Source organism: Aeromonas sp. PI_26, from assembly GCF_027854445.1.
GTDB classification, from domain to species: Bacteria; Pseudomonadota; Gammaproteobacteria; order Enterobacterales; family Aeromonadaceae; genus Aeromonas; species Aeromonas veronii.
In genome coordinates, this window is sequence record NZ_JAJNOE010000019.1 from 57,360 (window position 1) to 71,650 (window position 14,291).

At 59.5% G+C, this 14,291-nt stretch carries 17 protein-coding genes and 1 tRNA gene; 5 read left to right on the forward strand and 13 right to left on the reverse strand.

What is annotated here, in order from left to right; genetic code table 11:
- Positions 1-25 precede the first annotated feature (25 nt).
- The 11 genes from LRL22_RS17725 to LRL22_RS17775 all read right to left on the reverse strand — a co-directional run bounded on the left by LRL22_RS17725 (position 26) and on the right by LRL22_RS17775 (position 8,309).
- Complete coding sequence (locus tag LRL22_RS17725) at positions 26-901, reverse strand: flagellar motor protein MotB (protein WP_270905982.1); 876 nt, start codon at positions 899-901, stop codon at positions 26-28.
- Positions 879-1,637 (reverse strand): flagellar motor protein, encoded by a 759-nt coding sequence (locus LRL22_RS17730; RefSeq protein WP_005351127.1) that lies wholly within the window; start codon positions 1,635-1,637, stop codon positions 879-881. Before LRL22_RS17730 ends, LRL22_RS17725 begins: the two co-directional genes overlap by 23 nt.
- 382 nt (positions 1,638-2,019) lie before the next feature.
- Positions 2,020-2,107: transfer RNA gene (locus tag LRL22_RS17735), tRNA-Ser, on the reverse strand.
- Between the two features lie 145 nt (positions 2,108-2,252).
- Positions 2,253-2,870 carry a TPM domain-containing protein gene (locus LRL22_RS17740; protein WP_005337196.1) on the reverse strand — a complete coding sequence of 206 codons (618 nt, stop codon included), beginning with the start codon at positions 2,868-2,870 and terminating at the stop codon, positions 2,253-2,255.
- 20 nt (positions 2,871-2,890) lie between these two features.
- Positions 2,891-3,616 (reverse strand): TPM domain-containing protein, encoded by a 726-nt coding sequence (locus LRL22_RS17745; RefSeq protein ID WP_005346567.1) that lies wholly within the window; start codon positions 3,614-3,616, stop codon positions 2,891-2,893.
- Positions 3,613-4,203, reverse strand: a complete 591-nt coding sequence (locus LRL22_RS17750) for a LemA family protein (RefSeq protein ID WP_005346564.1) — start codon at positions 4,201-4,203, stop codon at positions 3,613-3,615. Before LRL22_RS17750 ends, LRL22_RS17745 begins: the two co-directional genes overlap by 4 nt.
- A gap of 85 nt (positions 4,204-4,288) precedes the next feature.
- Positions 4,289-5,026, reverse strand: a complete 738-nt coding sequence (gene mepA / locus LRL22_RS17755; RefSeq protein ID WP_005359850.1) for a penicillin-insensitive murein endopeptidase — start codon at positions 5,024-5,026, stop codon at positions 4,289-4,291.
- Positions 5,020-5,925: an amino acid ABC transporter permease gene (locus LRL22_RS17760; RefSeq protein ID WP_100646116.1), complete on the reverse strand. Its 906-nt coding sequence runs from the start codon at positions 5,923-5,925 to the stop codon at positions 5,020-5,022. The genes mepA and LRL22_RS17760 overlap by 7 nt, the downstream gene beginning before the upstream one ends.
- Positions 5,925-6,746, reverse strand: coding sequence for a transporter substrate-binding domain-containing protein (locus tag LRL22_RS17765; RefSeq protein WP_270905983.1), 822 nt, complete (start codon positions 6,744-6,746; stop codon positions 5,925-5,927). The genes LRL22_RS17760 and LRL22_RS17765 overlap by 1 nt, the downstream gene beginning before the upstream one ends.
- A 2-nt stretch (positions 6,747-6,748) precedes the next feature.
- Positions 6,749-7,546 (reverse strand): amino acid ABC transporter permease, encoded by a 798-nt coding sequence (locus LRL22_RS17770; protein WP_270905984.1) that lies wholly within the window; start codon positions 7,544-7,546, stop codon positions 6,749-6,751.
- A complete protein-coding gene (locus LRL22_RS17775; protein ID WP_270905985.1) occupies positions 7,539-8,309 on the reverse strand; it encodes an amino acid ABC transporter ATP-binding protein in 771 nt (256 codons plus the stop codon). Before LRL22_RS17775 ends, LRL22_RS17770 begins: the two co-directional genes overlap by 8 nt.
- 106 nt (positions 8,310-8,415) lie before the next feature.
- Here LRL22_RS17775 and LRL22_RS17780 point away from each other — a divergent pair, with 106 nt between their 5' ends.
- Positions 8,416-8,958 carry a hypothetical protein gene (locus LRL22_RS17780; protein ID WP_270905986.1) on the forward strand — a complete coding sequence of 181 codons (543 nt, stop codon included), beginning with the start codon at positions 8,416-8,418 and terminating at the stop codon, positions 8,956-8,958.
- A 216-nt stretch (positions 8,959-9,174) separates the two neighbouring features.
- Positions 9,175-9,456, forward strand: coding sequence for an RNA recognition motif domain-containing protein (locus LRL22_RS17785; RefSeq protein WP_005337180.1), 282 nt, complete (start codon positions 9,175-9,177; stop codon positions 9,454-9,456).
- Between the two features lie 71 nt (positions 9,457-9,527).
- Here the strand turns inward: LRL22_RS17785 and LRL22_RS17790 are convergent, their stop codons facing one another.
- Positions 9,528-10,427 carry an aldo/keto reductase gene (locus LRL22_RS17790; protein WP_270905987.1) on the reverse strand — a complete coding sequence of 300 codons (900 nt, stop codon included), beginning with the start codon at positions 10,425-10,427 and terminating at the stop codon, positions 9,528-9,530.
- Between the two features lie 147 nt (positions 10,428-10,574).
- Between LRL22_RS17790 and LRL22_RS17795 the strand changes: the two genes are divergently transcribed.
- The 3 genes from LRL22_RS17795 to ltaE all read left to right on the forward strand — a co-directional run bounded on the left by LRL22_RS17795 (position 10,575) and on the right by ltaE (position 12,903).
- Positions 10,575-10,982 (forward strand): helix-turn-helix domain-containing protein, encoded by a 408-nt coding sequence (locus LRL22_RS17795; protein ID WP_005351138.1) that lies wholly within the window; start codon positions 10,575-10,577, stop codon positions 10,980-10,982.
- Between the two features lie 87 nt (positions 10,983-11,069).
- Complete coding sequence (locus tag LRL22_RS17800; RefSeq protein WP_270905988.1) at positions 11,070-11,771, forward strand: short-chain dehydrogenase; 702 nt, start codon at positions 11,070-11,072, stop codon at positions 11,769-11,771.
- A gap of 112 nt (positions 11,772-11,883) precedes the next feature.
- Positions 11,884-12,903, forward strand: coding sequence for a low-specificity L-threonine aldolase (gene ltaE / locus LRL22_RS17805; protein WP_270905989.1), 1,020 nt, complete (start codon positions 11,884-11,886; stop codon positions 12,901-12,903).
- Positions 12,904-13,216: 313 nt separating this feature from the next.
- Here ltaE and LRL22_RS17810 read toward each other — a convergent pair whose 3' ends face one another.
- On the reverse strand, positions 13,217-14,134 hold the full coding sequence (locus LRL22_RS17810; RefSeq protein ID WP_270905990.1) for an IS5 family transposase: 918 nt from the start codon (positions 14,132-14,134) through the stop codon (positions 13,217-13,219).
- Positions 14,135-14,291 lie beyond the last annotated feature (157 nt).

The following is a 14,291-nucleotide window of genomic DNA, read 5'->3' on the forward strand; positions in this document are numbered from 1 at the left end:
CCCGCGCGAGGCGGGAGCGGGGGGATCAGGGCTTGAGCAGTTGCAGCGACTCTTCTGCGGCCTTGCCTTGGGAGAGGGTGATATCGACCCGGCGGTTCGCCTGGCGATGTTCGGGGGTGTCATTGGCAAAGCGGGGTTGGGTGTCGGCAACACCCTGAGCGATGACTCGTCTGGCATCCAGCTGGGGGTTGGTCAGCATGGTCTGCACGATGGAGGAGGCCCGCAGCACCGAGAGCTCCCAGTTGTTGCGATAGAGCTCCACCGGCGCTTGGGAGTTGTCGGTATGACCGGTGACCACTACCTGCCCCGGGATGTTGGCCAAAATGCCGGCGATCTTGTTGACCAGCGGGATGAACTGGGGCTGCAGGAACGCCGAATCGGCGGGAAACAGCGCCTTCTCGCCGATGCGGATCACCAGCTGACTGCCAAGCTGCTCGACCTCCAGATCCTTCGATTCAATCTGGGCCTTTAGCTGCTGTTCCAGCTTCTGCTTGGTCACCTGCACCCACTCCTGCTCCTGGGTCTTGTGGGGCCAGGCTTCGGTGGCGCTCGGTTTTTCCGAGGCACCTATGGTCTCGTTGAAGGGGTCCGATGCCGCCATGGGGGCATCTTTCTCCAGCACAGTATCTTCTTTCGGGCTGCTCGGCGTAGTTTTTGATTCTGGCTCGAGAATCCCTGTGCCCCCCTGCATCAAAGGTGAGCCGGCAGGCGGGGAGATGAGGCCGATTTTACCCAGCGACTCGATAAAGCCCTGGATAAGCACCCGGGTTTCGGACTGCTTTGCCATGGCAAAGGAGTAGAGCACCACAAACAGGGCGAACAGCAGGGTCATGAAGTCGGCATAGGAGACCAGCCAGCGTTCGTGGTTCTCCGGTGCTTCAGCCTTTTTCTTTTTGGCCACCGTGACCTCCCAGATAAGGTTCGAGGGTAACTTGCAGGCGCGCTTGGGATTCGCCATCCACGATGCAGAGAATGCCGGTCAGGGTCATCTCCTTGTAGTGGCGGATCTGGTGGGCAAACCCTTTGTAGCGGTTGCCGAACGGCAAGAAGATCAGGTTGGCGGCGGATACCCCGTAGATGGTGGCGATAAAGGCCACCGCGATGGCGCCACCCAGTTTGTCGGGGGCATCAAGCAGACCCATGGCGTGGATCAGGCCAAATACCGCCCCGACGATCCCCATGGTCGGGCAGTAGCCGCCCATGGCTTCATAGAATTTGACCGTCTGTTCGAGATCTTCCTGCTCGAACTCGATCTCGTTCTCCAGCACCTCGTGGATTTTGGCCTTCTCGTAGCCATCGACCATCATCTGCACCCCTTTCTTCAGGAAGGGATCCTTGATCTCCTCGATCATCCCTTCCAGCGCCAGCATACCGCTGCGGCGGGCGTTGCCTGCCAGGGTCTCCAGCAACTGGGCCTGTTCCAGCAGGTCGAGTTTGAGGGGAGAGAGCAGCCATTTGAAACGCCTCATGGTGCTGCCGACGACGGAGAAAGGGAACTGGGTCAGCGCAGCACCTATGGTGCCACCTATCACAATCAGAAATGCGGGCAGATCGAGCAGTGCACTGGGATGACCACCCTCGATCATGTTGCCGCCAAGGATGGCGATCAACGCCAGTACCAAGCCAATCAAGCTCATCTTTTACACGTCCCTGCATGTTGATAATGGCTAGTGTAGCTACTTAAGTATCAGTTTTTCAAAATGAAATCCAATCGCTGAGCAATTAATGGGCGCTGGGTAACGTCCATAAAAGAAGGCGTGTTGCGGCCATAAGATGGCATTGCAATCATCTTGTTGCTCCTGTTGTGACAGGCAGGAACGCTTGTCGGGTGGGGCAATCACAAAAGCAAGGTAGGAGGCGGGAGCTGGCAATACGAAAAGCAGTGATGTTCCATCAGTGCTTTGCAAACCGGGGGATGAGTGCGTGGATGATCTGCCACTGCGTGGCTCTGGCTCACTTGTCGACATAGGTGTTTGCCGGAAAGCAAAAAACCGACCCTGAGGTCGGTTTTTTTAAATTTGGCGGTGAGGGAGGGATTCGAACCCTCGATACGTTGCCGTATACACACTTTCCAGGCGTGCTCCTTCAGCCACTCGGACACCTCACCAATTTTTCGTTCGCTGCGCTGTTGCGCTGGAACGGGGCGTAATTTAGGGGAAAGGGCTGTGTGGGTCAACCTCTTTTCCCCTTATTTTTCATAATCTTTTCCGAATGCCTAACCCTTGTGCAGAATGCCGGTTTTTTAAACCGGATCAGGGCTTGTCGAGGATGATCAGACTGTCCGGCAGCTCGTTTTGATCCCGGGTGGCCGGGAAGGCATCGGTCAGAATGGCGCTGACGCGCTCCACGCACTCCAGAAAACCCTGTTCGATCTCCTTGTTGCGCACTCGCGCCACGAAGTCGTCGATGATCTCCTGCCACTGGCCGTTGTCGATATGCTGGGCGATGCCGTCATCCACCAGTATTTCTACATAGTGCTCGGCGGCCGAGACGAAGATCAGCACCCCGAGTCGGTCGCGGGTGCGGTGCAGCCCTTGCTCGACAAATTGCAGGCGTGCCATCAGGGCCGCCCGGTGCTGGCGAACCTTCTTCGGGATGAGCCGCATCTTGATGGGGGTCCAGTGGAACAGCAGGCTCAGCAGTAGCCAGACTGACCACTGTACCAGCAGGATTTCGTACCAGCCGAGCCAGAAGCCGAGCTGGAACACCAGCAGCGGGGTGAGCATCGCCAGCAGCGCCGCCCAGAGGGTGGGAATGTAGCGATAGCCATCGCTGGCCGGGGCCAGCACGGTGACCAGTTCAGCATCAGTCTCTAGCTCCGCTTCGCGCACCTTGGCCTGAAGCGTGTGGAAGAACTGTTTAGAAATCATGATTTGTCTCTTTACTCCTGTTACCAGCCACCGGAGGCTCCGCCGCCGCCAAAACTGCCGCCGCCACCGCTGAATCCGCCGCCGGAGCGACCACCAAAGGAGCCGGCACCCAATCCACCAGCCATATAGGCCGACCGACGTCGTCCTCCTGGCCCACCGCCACCACCGCCGCGCAGGTTGTGGAGCACGATCATCGCAATCACCACCAGAATAAACAGCCAGGGGCCGCCACCGTTGTCACTCTTTGGCTGCTCGACCGGCTGATATTCTCCGGCGAGTGCCTTCATGATGCTCTGGCTGCCCGCCATGATCCCGGCCACCATATCGCCGCGCTTGAAGGCGGGCAGGATGCGGCCATGGATGATGTTGGCGGCGATGGCGTCGGGCAGGGCGCCTTCCAATCCATAGCCTACCTCGATCCGGACCTTGCGCTCATCCTGGGCGATCAGCAACAGCACGCCATTGTTCTTGCCTTTCTGGCCGATCCCCCAGTGGCGACCGAGCTGGTAGCCGTACTCCTCGATAGTCTCCCCATCGAGGCTGTCGACAGAGACCACCACCAGCTGGATGCCGCTGCGTTTTTCAAAGGCCGCCAGTTGCTGGGTCAGTTGATGGGCCTGTTTGCGGGACATCAGACTGGCTTCATCCACCACCCGTCCGCTCAGCGTCGGGAAGTCCGGTGCCGCCTGCAGGGCACTGGCCCAGAGCAGCAGACAGGGAAGAAACCAGCGCAGCATCATCTTCATTGGAAGCTGACCTTGGGCGCCTCATCGGCACCGGGTTTGGCACTGAAACTGGGTTTGGCCTCCAGATCCGAGTAGAGCAGCTTGGACCAGATAACGCCGGGGAAGGTGCGGATCTCGGTATTGAACTGGCGCACCGCCTCGATATAGTCGCGGCGAGCCACCGAGATGCGGTTCTCGGTTCCTTCCAGTTGGGCCTGCAGGGCAAGGAACTGCTGATCCGCTTTCAGCTCGGGGTAGCGCTCTACCACCACCATCAGGCGGGAGAGGGCGCTGGAGAGCTGGTTCTGCGCCGCTTCAAACTCCTTGAGCTGGGCAGGATCGCTCACTTGTACGCTGCCGACCCGGGCACGGGCATCGGTGACCGCCTTTAGGGTCTCCTGCTCATGGCTGGCGTAGCCCTTGACGGTTGCCACCAGATTGGGAATGAGATCGGCGCGGCGCTGATACTGGTTTTCCACCTGCCCCCAGCTCGCCTTGACCTGCTCATCCAGGGTCGGAATGTTGTTCATGCCGCAGCCGGTCAGGCCGAGCAGCAGGGTCAGGGTCAACAGGCTCTGCGTGGTTCTGCGCCAGAGTGATGTGGCCATCTTGTTGTTCTCCTTTGATATTTCGAGTCGATAGTGCGCCATGGATGGTGTACTACCAAGAGTGCATCACCATACCAGCTTGGGGTCAGTTGCCACAACGCGCAGGTAGCTCAGGTCGCTTGTTGATGCCGGAGACCTTGGGCAACTGGGGCTTGTCTTTTAGCCAGGAGGCCAGCTCTTCCCCACAGCCATTGCCGGGCGGAATGGGAGCCTGGGGTTCACAATCGGGGCTGCCCACCGGGCAGCGCAGCCGCACGTGGAAGTGGCTGAAGTGGCCCACCCAGGGGCGTAGCTTGGCGACCCAGGGTTCGTTACCAGCCTGTTGGCAGACCGCGGATTTGATCACCGGATTGACGAAGATGCGGGCCACCTCGGGTTTGCTGGCCGCAAGCCGCAGCAGGGTGAGCTGCTGGGGGCCAAAGCGGCCCGGTAACATCTTGTAGCTGGGTTCGTCGATCAGCGCCCACTCCTTGGGGGCATCCTGCTCCCATTTGCTGATGGGGCGGTTGGCCATGCGAAACCAGATATCGGCATCAAGTCCGGTCTGATGGCTGCGATGGCCGGAGGTAAAGGGGCCGCCACGGGCCATCGCCAGATCGGCGATATAGAGATCCGGCAGCCCGGCCATGCGGGTCTGGTTGGCCAGCGCTTGCAGATAGTGGATGAGGTCGGGGTGGCCGTAGTAGCGTAGCCGCTTGGTGCGGATCACCTGATAACCCGGCCCTTCGAGGGGCAGGGATACGCCGTTTTTCAGGCAACCGGCGGCATAACCGCCAATGGCTTCCGCTTGCAATACGGTCGCCAGCAACAGGGACGTCAGCATGTGCGTGCTCCTTGTCTTGCTTCGAGTCGGCTCAGCAATACGAACAGACTCAAACATATAAATAAATAGGCTGCGGCTACCAGCAGCCAGATCTCGTAGACCAGTCCGCTGGAGTTGGCCATCTCGGTACCGACGAAGGTGAGCTCCTGCACCGAGATAAGGGAAACGATGGCGGTATCCTTCACCAGCGCGATGAGCTGGCCGGTGAGTGGGGGCAGCATCAGCAGCATGGCCTGCGGCAGGATCACATGGCGCAGCCGCACCCAGGGAGAGAGCCCGAGGCTCTGCGCCGCCTCCCACTGACCACGGGGGATGGCGGCCAGCCCGGCGCGGACGATCTCGGCGACGAAGGCTGCGCTGATCATGCCAACGCAGAGGGTGCCTGAGATGAGGTTCTCCCAGCGGGCTGGTGGGCCAAACAGCGCCTCTTGCCACGGGGAGAGTGATACGGTGCCGAGCCAGCGGGAGAGGCCGCTCGAAGGCAGCAGCTGGTTGGCGATAAAGAAGTAGAAGATGAAGATAAAGACCAGCGGCGGCAGATTGCGGATCAGCTGGATAAAAAGGGTCGCGGGCATCACCAGCCAGGGGCGGCGGCTGAAGGCGGCTACCCCCAGCGCAGTGCCGAGCAGCAGCGCCAGCACCATGCCGAGCAGGGCGATGCGCAAGGTGGTGAGCAGACCGCTGAAAAAGTAGGGCAACTCGCCGTGAGGGCCGGGGGTGAACAGCAGGTCGAAGGCTTCATGCCAGCGCCACTGATAGGCCACCCCTATGTGCAGGCGGCTGGCCAGCCAGAGGCCAGCCAGCAGCAGGATCAGGGCGATCGCCCCATCCAGCCAGTTGATGTTCCGACATGGCCCACGGATGATGCGCCGGATGGTCTCTTTTAGAGCAATCAGCATCAGGGGTTAGCGACCTGTGCTTCCCACGCCAGCGACTTGAACCAGTAGTCATGGCGCGCCTTGAGCCAGCCATCGGCCTGACGGGCGGCGATCCACTCGTTGAACTGCTCAGCCAGGGCATCATCCCCCTTGCGCAGGGCAAACCCTTCATCGCCTTGTGCCAACGGCTCGGCAAACGGCATAAATAGGGCATCCGGGTGGCGCAGCGCCTCTTGCTCGGGTTTCGGGGAAGAGGATAGGGCTCCGTGGGCACGACCGTTCAGCACCTCCTGAAATACCTGTGACTCGTCATCAAACTGGCGCAGTGTGGCCTTGGGGAAGTGTTCTTTTGCCACCTGTACCGGTGAGGCGCCACGACGTACCGCCAGGATCACCCCGCGCTGGTTGAAGTCCGCCACGGTTTTCTTCTCTTTGGCCATGGTGCTGGAGGCGGCCAGCTGCACCCCCGAATGGGAGTAGGCCTGGGTGAAGCGCACGCTCTTCTCCCGCTCGGGGGTGATGGTGAGGCCGCCGATGATGACGTCATATTTTTTCGCCAACAGGGAGGGGATGATGCCATCCCAGGCGGTAGGCACGAACTCTACCTGCCAGCCGTTATCTGTGGCGAGGCGACGGGCCACGTCAATCTCGAAACCGATCAGGGCCCCCTGCTTGTCGCGCATCGCCCAGGGGGCGAAGGTGGACATGCCGACCCGCAGGGTACCGCTCTGATCGATCTGCGCCTGGGTGTCGGAGGGGGCAGTTTGTGCCAGTGCCGGAATGAGCAGGCTTGTCAGTAGCAGGGTTGCGCCCGACAGGGTGGTCTTGAATGACAGATTCATGGTTAGCGTCCTTGTTGATCCGGATTCAGGTGACGGGCCAGCGCCCGCGAACAGGCTGACAGCGTCAGGGTTAACAGCAAATAGAGGGCAGCTACGGTAAACCACACCTCAAAGGTCAGAAACGTATCGGCAACCAGAGTACGCCCTTCGTTGGTCAGATCGAAGATAGCGATCACACTCACCAGCGCCGAATGTTTGATAAGGGAGACCAGCTCGTTGGTCAGCGGCGGCAAGGTGATGCGCACCAGCTGGGGCAGGATCACCTTGCGCAGGGTGATGGACCGTGACAAGCCAAGAGAGTGGGCCGCCTCCCATTGTCCTTTGGGAATGGCCTGTACACCTGCACGCAGTACTTCGGCGGTGAAGGCCCCCTGATAGAGGGAGAGACTCAACACGGCGCAGGCAAGAGGGGCCAATCCCAGCATGGGGCCCAGCAAGAAATAGAGAATATAGAGCTGCACCAGCTGGGGCGTGGTGCGCACCAGCGCCAGATAGGCGATGGCGAGCCAGGGGCCGAGCCGGGAGGGGAGCAGCCGCAGGCTAACCACGCACACACCGACCGCCATCGTGCCCAACAGACTGAGCAGTGCCACCTGCAAAGTGACCAGCAGGCCGTTTAGCAAGGGGCCGGCATAAAAGGTTCCCTCGTCCCACTCGCCGAGAAAGGGCAACACCCGCGGCCACTGCCACTCATAGCCCATCTGGCGAGCGCCGCTATAGAGCGCCCAGCCCAGTAGCGCAGAGAGCATCACAGTGCCTGACAGCCAGCCGAGCAGGCGGGGGCGATTGAGCCTAGCCATGATAGCTGAGCACCTGTTCGAGGAAGGCCCGGGTACGCGGGTGACGAGGGGCGTTGAACAGCTGGGCGGGCGGGGCCGACTCTATGATTTTCCCCTCGTCCATAAAGAGCGCCCGATCCGCCACCTGACGGGCAAAGCCCATCTCGTGGGTGACGCAGATCAGGGTCATCCCCTCGTCAGCCAGCTCGCGGATCACATCGAGCACTTCGCGGATCATCTCGGGGTCGAGGGCGGAGGTGGGCTCGTCAAACAGCATCAGCTCGGGTTGCATGCAGAGGGAGCGGGCGATGGCGACCCGCTGCTGCTGGCCGCCGGAGAGCTGGTGAGGGTACTTGTCGGCCTGTGCCTGAATGCGCACCCGCTCGAGCAGCCCGAGCGCCCGGGCTTTGGCCTCCTGAGGGCGCAACCCCAGGGTATGCACCGGTGCCACCATCAGGTTTTCCAGCACCGTCATATGGGGGAAGAGGTTGAACTGCTGAAACACCATGCCAACCCGACCTTGCAGGCGGCGCAGGTAGGAAGGGGTCACCGGCTCGCCAAACAGGAACAGCTGGCCGTCGTCGATCCCCTCCAGCCCGTTGATGGTGCGGATCAGGGTCGATTTTCCCGAGCCTGACGGGCCACAGATAACCCACTTCTCTCCCCGTTCAATGGTGAGATCGATGTGATGAAGAGCCTGAAAGTCGCCATAGAATTTGTCGACGCCACAAAAGCGCACACAGGGTTGCGAGCTGGTCAAGAAGCGGGTTCCACTGAGAATCATTTACGCCATGGTATTGATTTTATAGGGGGATGACAAAGAAAACCCCCTTGTCAGCATCCTGATGGCTATTCACAATGGCGCCATTTCGTGATGACAGGAGCTTTTCATGCGTATTACATCCTTGCTTGCCGGTTCGCAGGTGCAGCTGTTGATGCCGCCAGCGGTGCGCTATCGCTGCGTCATTTTTCTGCTGTTGCTGGTGAGTTGGAGCGTGGTGGCGGCCTCCTTGTGGGATGGTTGGGGCGCCATGGCGCTGCTCAACTGGGTGGGCGTGGTCTTTGGTGGCATCACCGGGATCATGGTGTCGCTGCCCCGCAGCTGGCAGCCTTGGCGCCTGGCGGAGCTGGGGTGGGACGAACAGCATATCTATCTGCTCAATGGCAACAAGGATGAGGCGCTGGCGCTGCCCCGCAACCAGCTGGTGGCGCTTGAACGGGAGCGGCGAGTGGGCCACGACGGCCAGTGGCTCGACTTCAGCCTCGATCTGCAACTGAGTGAAGAGGAGCTGGCGGCGGCCATGGCCTTGCTGGATCTCAAGGCGGGGGAGCTGCATCTGGTGAGCCCGTCTGTCTATCGCTTCGGCTTTAAACGGGCCTGGCACGGTCGCCGGATGCTGGCGCAACGGTTGTCAGATCTGCAATCGGCCTGAGTCGACTATTTTCTCGACAATTCCCGGCAAAGCTCAGATACTGCCAGTGACTCGAATTGATCTTGTCTGCACTGTTAACCCAAGAGATCAATCACTTGACGACAGTGTGGAGAAGGCCACGGCATGAAGCCATGGCAGGTCCGGCATAGGGGTTGTGCCCTTACCGTTATGCTGGGAATTGCATAGAGAAGGCACCTTGAATCGAGAGTGGATGGCATGAAGATTTACGTAGGAAATCTGTCGTACCGGATGACGGCCGACGAACTGAAAACCCTGTTCAGCCAGTTTGGACAGGTCGACAAGGTTGATATCATCATCGACCGCGATACCGGCCAGTCAAAGGGGTTTGGTTTTATTGAAATGCCGGTCAATGGTGATGCCGAAAAGGCCATCGCTGGTCTGCATGGCACAGAAGTCGGTGGCCGTACCATCACCGTCAACCAGGCCAAACCGAAGACAGATGCTCCCCGTGGTCGCCCGCAACAGCGCCACCGCTAAGGTGCCTCGGCAATAAAAAAACGGCATGGGTTTCCCCCATGCCGTTTTTGTTTCTGGACGTTTTGCTGTTATCAGGGGACGTCGTAACCGAGCGCCGCCTTGCGGATGCGGAACCACTGCTGGCGGTTCAGCTCGACAGATTCGGCGGCTACGGCGGCAGCAATCCGCTCCCGCTTGCCGGAGCCAATCAATGGCAGCGGCTGGCTTGGCAGCATCATTACCCAGGCGTAGACCACCTGCTCGATAGTCTGGGCGCCCACTTCCTGACGGATCTGCTCCAGTTCGGCACGCAGCGGGGCATAGGCGTCATCGCTGAACAGTCGGCCGCCGCCGAGACATGACCAGGCCATCGGCTTGATGCCAAGCTGCTGGCACTGATCCAGGGTACCATCGAGGGTCCCTTCCTGATGAAGCGGCGAGATCTCCAGCTGGTTGGTGACCAGCGGGAAGGGGAGGCGCGATTGCAGTAGCTCGAACTGACGGGCGGTGAAGTTGGATACCCCGGCGTGCTTGATCTTGCCCGCCTGTTTCAGGGTGATAAAGGCGTCGGCCACTTCATCTGCGTTCATCAGGGGATCCGGGCGGTGGATCAGAAGCAGGTCCAGATGGTCGGTGCCGAGCTTGCGCAGCGAGGCCTCGGCGCTGGCGATGATATGGTCCTTGCCGGTGTTGTAGTGGTTGAGGGCATGCTCCGGTTTGGCGGTGAGGGCGATGCCGCACTTGCTGACAATCTCCATCCGGCTGCGCAGGGAAGGCTCGAGGCGTAGGGCATGACCAAAGGCCTCTTCGCACTGGTAGCCACCATAGATATCGGCGTGATCGATGGTGGTGACCCCCAGATCCAGATGATATTTCATCAGATCGAGCAGAGCGGCCGGAGAGAGCTGCCACTCCATCAGGCGCCAGTAACCCATGATGAAGCGAGAGAAGGTGGGGCCTTGCGGATGCAGGGCGACACGGGATACAGACATGGTTGACTCCTTGAAAAACACGATGCGAAAACGATGTGCAACATAGATGACTGCGGGCATCTTGGCCTCATGTGGCTGGCAAAGCAATAATGGGCAGTGGCATGATTCGAACTTTGGTTCTGACCGCAGAGTAGGGGAGAGAGTTGGATGGAAGGATTTGCCGAGCGCTTGCAGAGCCTGATCGGGGAGATGAGCGTGAGCGCTTTTGCCCGCAAGGTGGGGCTCAGTGAAGCGCTGATCCGCAAATATTTGAAGGGAGCCGAGCCTGGCCTGGCGCGGGCCAACCAGATCGCCATGGGGGCCAACTGCTCACTGGAGTGGCTGGCAACCGGCTGCGGTTATCTCTACCGTCAGGCGGAAGTGGTAGACAGGGAGGCGCTGGCAGCGGCGCAGCTACTGCTGGGCGAGCAGCAACCCGGGGTGGGGCTGCCCGATGAGGAGGCACTGGTCACCCTGCTCGCCTATTACCAGTTTTTACGCACCCACAAGAAAGCAGACGGTTTTCTCGACTTGGCGCTGGCGCGGGAGTTTGGTCGCCATCTGGGGGAAGCGTGATGAGGGGCATATTACCCTTTGGTCGTGTCACGGCCGGTTGATTATTCTGATACGCTCTAAGCAAGATAACTCTCCATGGAATGGGCGATGAGCTACTTGATCCTCGGAAGCGGTGCGCTGGGCTCGGCGCTGGCAAGAGAGCTGATGGCAAGGGGGGAATCCTTCCTTCTGGCCGGGCGCACCTATCCAAAAGGGATCGAGATGGGGGCCTTCTTCCCGCTGCAAGAGGTGGATGCCATCTCGTTCGACGCCCTGTTTACCCTCTACGACACCGATCCGCTCCCCACTGTGGTGATCAACACCATCGGCCTGTTGCACGATGTCAGCTTTATGCCGGAGCGACGGGTCGAAGAGGTGCACCCCAAGTGGCTGTGCGACAGCCTGCTGGCCAATGCCTGGCCAACACTGGCGCTGGCTGCCCGTTTCAGTCGGTTGATGGGCAGTGACCATCCGCTGTGGCTCTGTGCCATCTCCGATCTGGCGGGCTCCATCACCTCCAATCTGGAGGGGGGACGTTACAGCTACCGGATGAGCAAGGCTGCCCTCGACATGGGGGTGAAAACTCTGGCCCTTGAGTGGGCGCAGCGTTTCCCGCAAGCAGGGGTGGTGGCGGTGGCGCCCGGCTTGATGGACTCCCCGATGAACACCCCCTTTCTGAGCGAGTTGCCTGCGGAGCAATTGCAGGAGCCTGCCGAGGTGGCGGTGAAACTGCTCAATCTCATCAAGGGGTTATCGTTGACCCAATCGGGTCAGCTACTGGATCTCAACGGTCAGCCGATGCCTTGGTAAAACCCGCCTGCGGGTTCTATGGACGTCTATTAGCTTCACATTCTGCTCATGCGCCCCTTGCCAAGCGAGGGGCGCATGGCTAACGTCACTCTCCTGTTTCAGGAGGGATCTCATGCGCTATATCGATTTACGAAGTGACACCGTCACCCAGCCTACTGACGCCATGCGTCAAGCCATGCTCCACGCCGAAGTCGGTGACGATGTCTATGGTGAAGATCCGGGCGTCAACGCGCTGGAGGCCTTTGGGGCCAGATTGCTGGGCAAACAGGCGGCGCTGTTTGTGCCGTCCGGCACTATGTCCAATCTGTTGGCGGTGATGAGCCACTGTCAGCGCGGTGAGGGGGCCATCCTCGGCAACGCCGCTCACATCTATCGCTATGAAGCGCAGGGGAGTGCCGTGCTGGGCTCCGTGGCCCTGCAACCCTTGCCGATGCAGCGCGATGGCACAATGGCATTCGATGATATCAAGGCCGCGCTGGCCCCTGATGATGCCCACTTCGTCCAGACTCGCCTGATCTGCCTTGAGAACACCCACAACGGCAAGGTGCTGCCGCTCTCCTATCTGCAGGAGATGGGGGCATTTGTTGCTGAACGTGGCTTGAAGCTCCATCTCGATGGCGCCCGGCTTTTTAACGCCGCCGTGGCCAGCGAGACAGCGGCCGCGGTGATCGCTGCACCGTTTGACAGTATCTCGATTTGTCTCTCCAAGGGGTTGGGCGCACCGGTGGGCTCGCTGCTGGTAGGCAGCCACGATTTCATCGCCCGTGCGCGCCGCCTGCGCAAGATGCTGGGAGGTGGCATGCGTCAGGCGGGGATTCTGGCGCAAGCCGGTCTGTTTGCCCTCGAGCAGCATGTGACCCGTCTGGCCGATGATCACCGCCGTGCCAAACGGCTGGCCGAAGGGTTGGCTGCACTGCCGGGCATCGAGCTCGACCTCTCGCTGGTGCAGAGCAACATGGTGTTCCTGCGGCTGCGTGAGGGGGAATCGGCCCCTCTGCTCGCTTTTATGAAGGAGCGGGGGATCCTCTTCTCCGGTTACGGCGAGCTGCGGCTGGTGACCCATCTGCAAATCAACGATGACGATATTGAAGAGGTGATCGACGCCTTCACCGAGTATCTCGGAGCGCGTTGAGACGGCTGGTCAGGTAGAGGTTATACCGAGACCTGTTTATACGGAAATAGAAGGTAGGATTTGTCTGCTGGTTCATTTCGTGGTTCTGAATTGTGTCTATATGCTTGAAAAACAAGTCGTTATATGGAGTGTTATCTCAGATTGTCTCACTTTGTCCGATCTTGATTCAGTCCGTTTCAGACCAGTTTGGTACATATCTGTGTACACGTTAGGACGCGTTAATGTGTCAGTGAAAAATCAGATGACCAGTCACAGGAGGCGTTGTTTCCCAAATCAGCCATCAGGTCACAACCGCCACAGCCCCAAGTGACCGTTACACTCGGGGCTTTCTGACAGGCAGACCAAGGGTGTTCAGTTTGTTGATTGCACCAACATACGCCATCACTTTTCCTACCTGACCGTTGTAGGTCCGCAGACTGATTTTGCCCGTCATCAACTGCTTGAACCGATACATCGCCGTCTCTGCCAGCGAGCGACGGTGATACCCCGATATCTTCTTCCAGTGCGCCAGCCCTTTCTTGCGCATCACCAGCACGGCCTCATCTCTTGGATGCCCCTTTTTCCATAACCCCGCGCTCTTACGAGGCGGGATACAGGCTGTCGCCCCTTTGCGCGAGATAAGCTGATGGCTGGCTTTGCTGTCATAGGCACCATCCGCATAAACATGTCCCAGCTTACGCCGCAGAGGGTTGAGCGAGGTGGGCAACACCTCGGCATCATGGACATTTTCCAGTGAGACTTCCGCCGCCACGATATCGTGGGTCACCGGGTCTACCGCCAGATGCAACTTGCGCCACACTCGCCGTTTCTCGGCGCCGTGTTTTCTGACCTTCCACTCGCCTTCACCAAATACCTTCAGGCCGGTCGAGTCGATAACCAGGTCGGTGATACGCCCCTTGGCGGGTTGTCGATAGGCCACTTTCACTGTGCGAGCGCGCTTGCTGACACAACTGTAGTCAGGTGCGCACAACGGCATATTCATCAACTCGAACAGAGAATCGAGTAGTCCCTGAGTGGCTCGCAGAGTGAGGTTGAAAATCCCCTTGAGCATCAGGAAGGTACAAATGGTCTGGTCGGTGTAGAGCTGGCTGCGGCCCCGCCGTCCGTGATGGTCGTGGTGAAACCAGTTGTTCATGGCCTCGGTATCAACCCAGAAGGTGAGTGAACCACGGTTAATCAAAGACTTGTTGTATTGAGGCCAGTTGGTGATGGGATGAAGCGATATGCCCATGATGCAGACTTGAAGAGGATAGTGGTGATCAGATCACCAAGTCCTCAGTTAGTTCCATTCAAGCGGCATCGATTTGGGAAACAACGCCTAGGCCAGTTGGTGATGGGGTGAAGCGACGTGCCCATGATGCAAACTTGAAGAGGATGGTGGTGATCAG

Coding starts and splice junctions, on each gene's coding strand:
- LRL22_RS17750 (WP_005346564.1), bottom strand. CDS start 4,203: ATGGCCACATCACTCTGGCGCAGAACCACGCAGAGCCTGTTGACCCTG.
- LRL22_RS17745 (WP_005346567.1), bottom strand. CDS start 3,616: ATGAAGATGATGCTGCGCTGGTTTCTTCCCTGTCTGCTGCTCTGGGCC.
- LRL22_RS17780 (WP_270905986.1), top strand. CDS start 8,416: ATGCGTATTACATCCTTGCTTGCCGGTTCGCAGGTGCAGCTGTTGATG.
- LRL22_RS17800 (WP_270905988.1), top strand. CDS start 11,070: ATGAGCTACTTGATCCTCGGAAGCGGTGCGCTGGGCTCGGCGCTGGCA.
- LRL22_RS17740 (WP_005337196.1), bottom strand. CDS start 2,870: ATGATTTCTAAACAGTTCTTCCACACGCTTCAGGCCAAGGTGCGCGAA.
- mepA (WP_005359850.1), bottom strand. CDS start 5,026: ATGCTGACGTCCCTGTTGCTGGCGACCGTATTGCAAGCGGAAGCCATT.
- ltaE (WP_270905989.1), top strand. CDS start 11,884: ATGCGCTATATCGATTTACGAAGTGACACCGTCACCCAGCCTACTGAC.
- LRL22_RS17795 (WP_005351138.1), top strand. CDS start 10,575: ATGGAAGGATTTGCCGAGCGCTTGCAGAGCCTGATCGGGGAGATGAGC.
- LRL22_RS17760 (WP_100646116.1), bottom strand. CDS start 5,925: ATGCTGATTGCTCTAAAAGAGACCATCCGGCGCATCATCCGTGGGCCA.
- LRL22_RS17770 (WP_270905984.1), bottom strand. CDS start 7,546: ATGGCTAGGCTCAATCGCCCCCGCCTGCTCGGCTGGCTGTCAGGCACT.
- LRL22_RS17810 (WP_270905990.1), bottom strand. CDS start 14,134: ATGGGCATATCGCTTCATCCCATCACCAACTGGCCTCAATACAACAAG.
- LRL22_RS17790 (WP_270905987.1), bottom strand. CDS start 10,427: ATGTCTGTATCCCGTGTCGCCCTGCATCCGCAAGGCCCCACCTTCTCT.
- LRL22_RS17775 (WP_270905985.1), bottom strand. CDS start 8,309: ATGATTCTCAGTGGAACCCGCTTCTTGACCAGCTCGCAACCCTGTGTG.
- LRL22_RS17730 (WP_005351127.1), bottom strand. CDS start 1,637: ATGAGCTTGATTGGCTTGGTACTGGCGTTGATCGCCATCCTTGGCGGC.
- LRL22_RS17785 (WP_005337180.1), top strand. CDS start 9,175: ATGAAGATTTACGTAGGAAATCTGTCGTACCGGATGACGGCCGACGAA.
- LRL22_RS17765 (WP_270905983.1), bottom strand. CDS start 6,746: ATGAATCTGTCATTCAAGACCACCCTGTCGGGCGCAACCCTGCTACTG.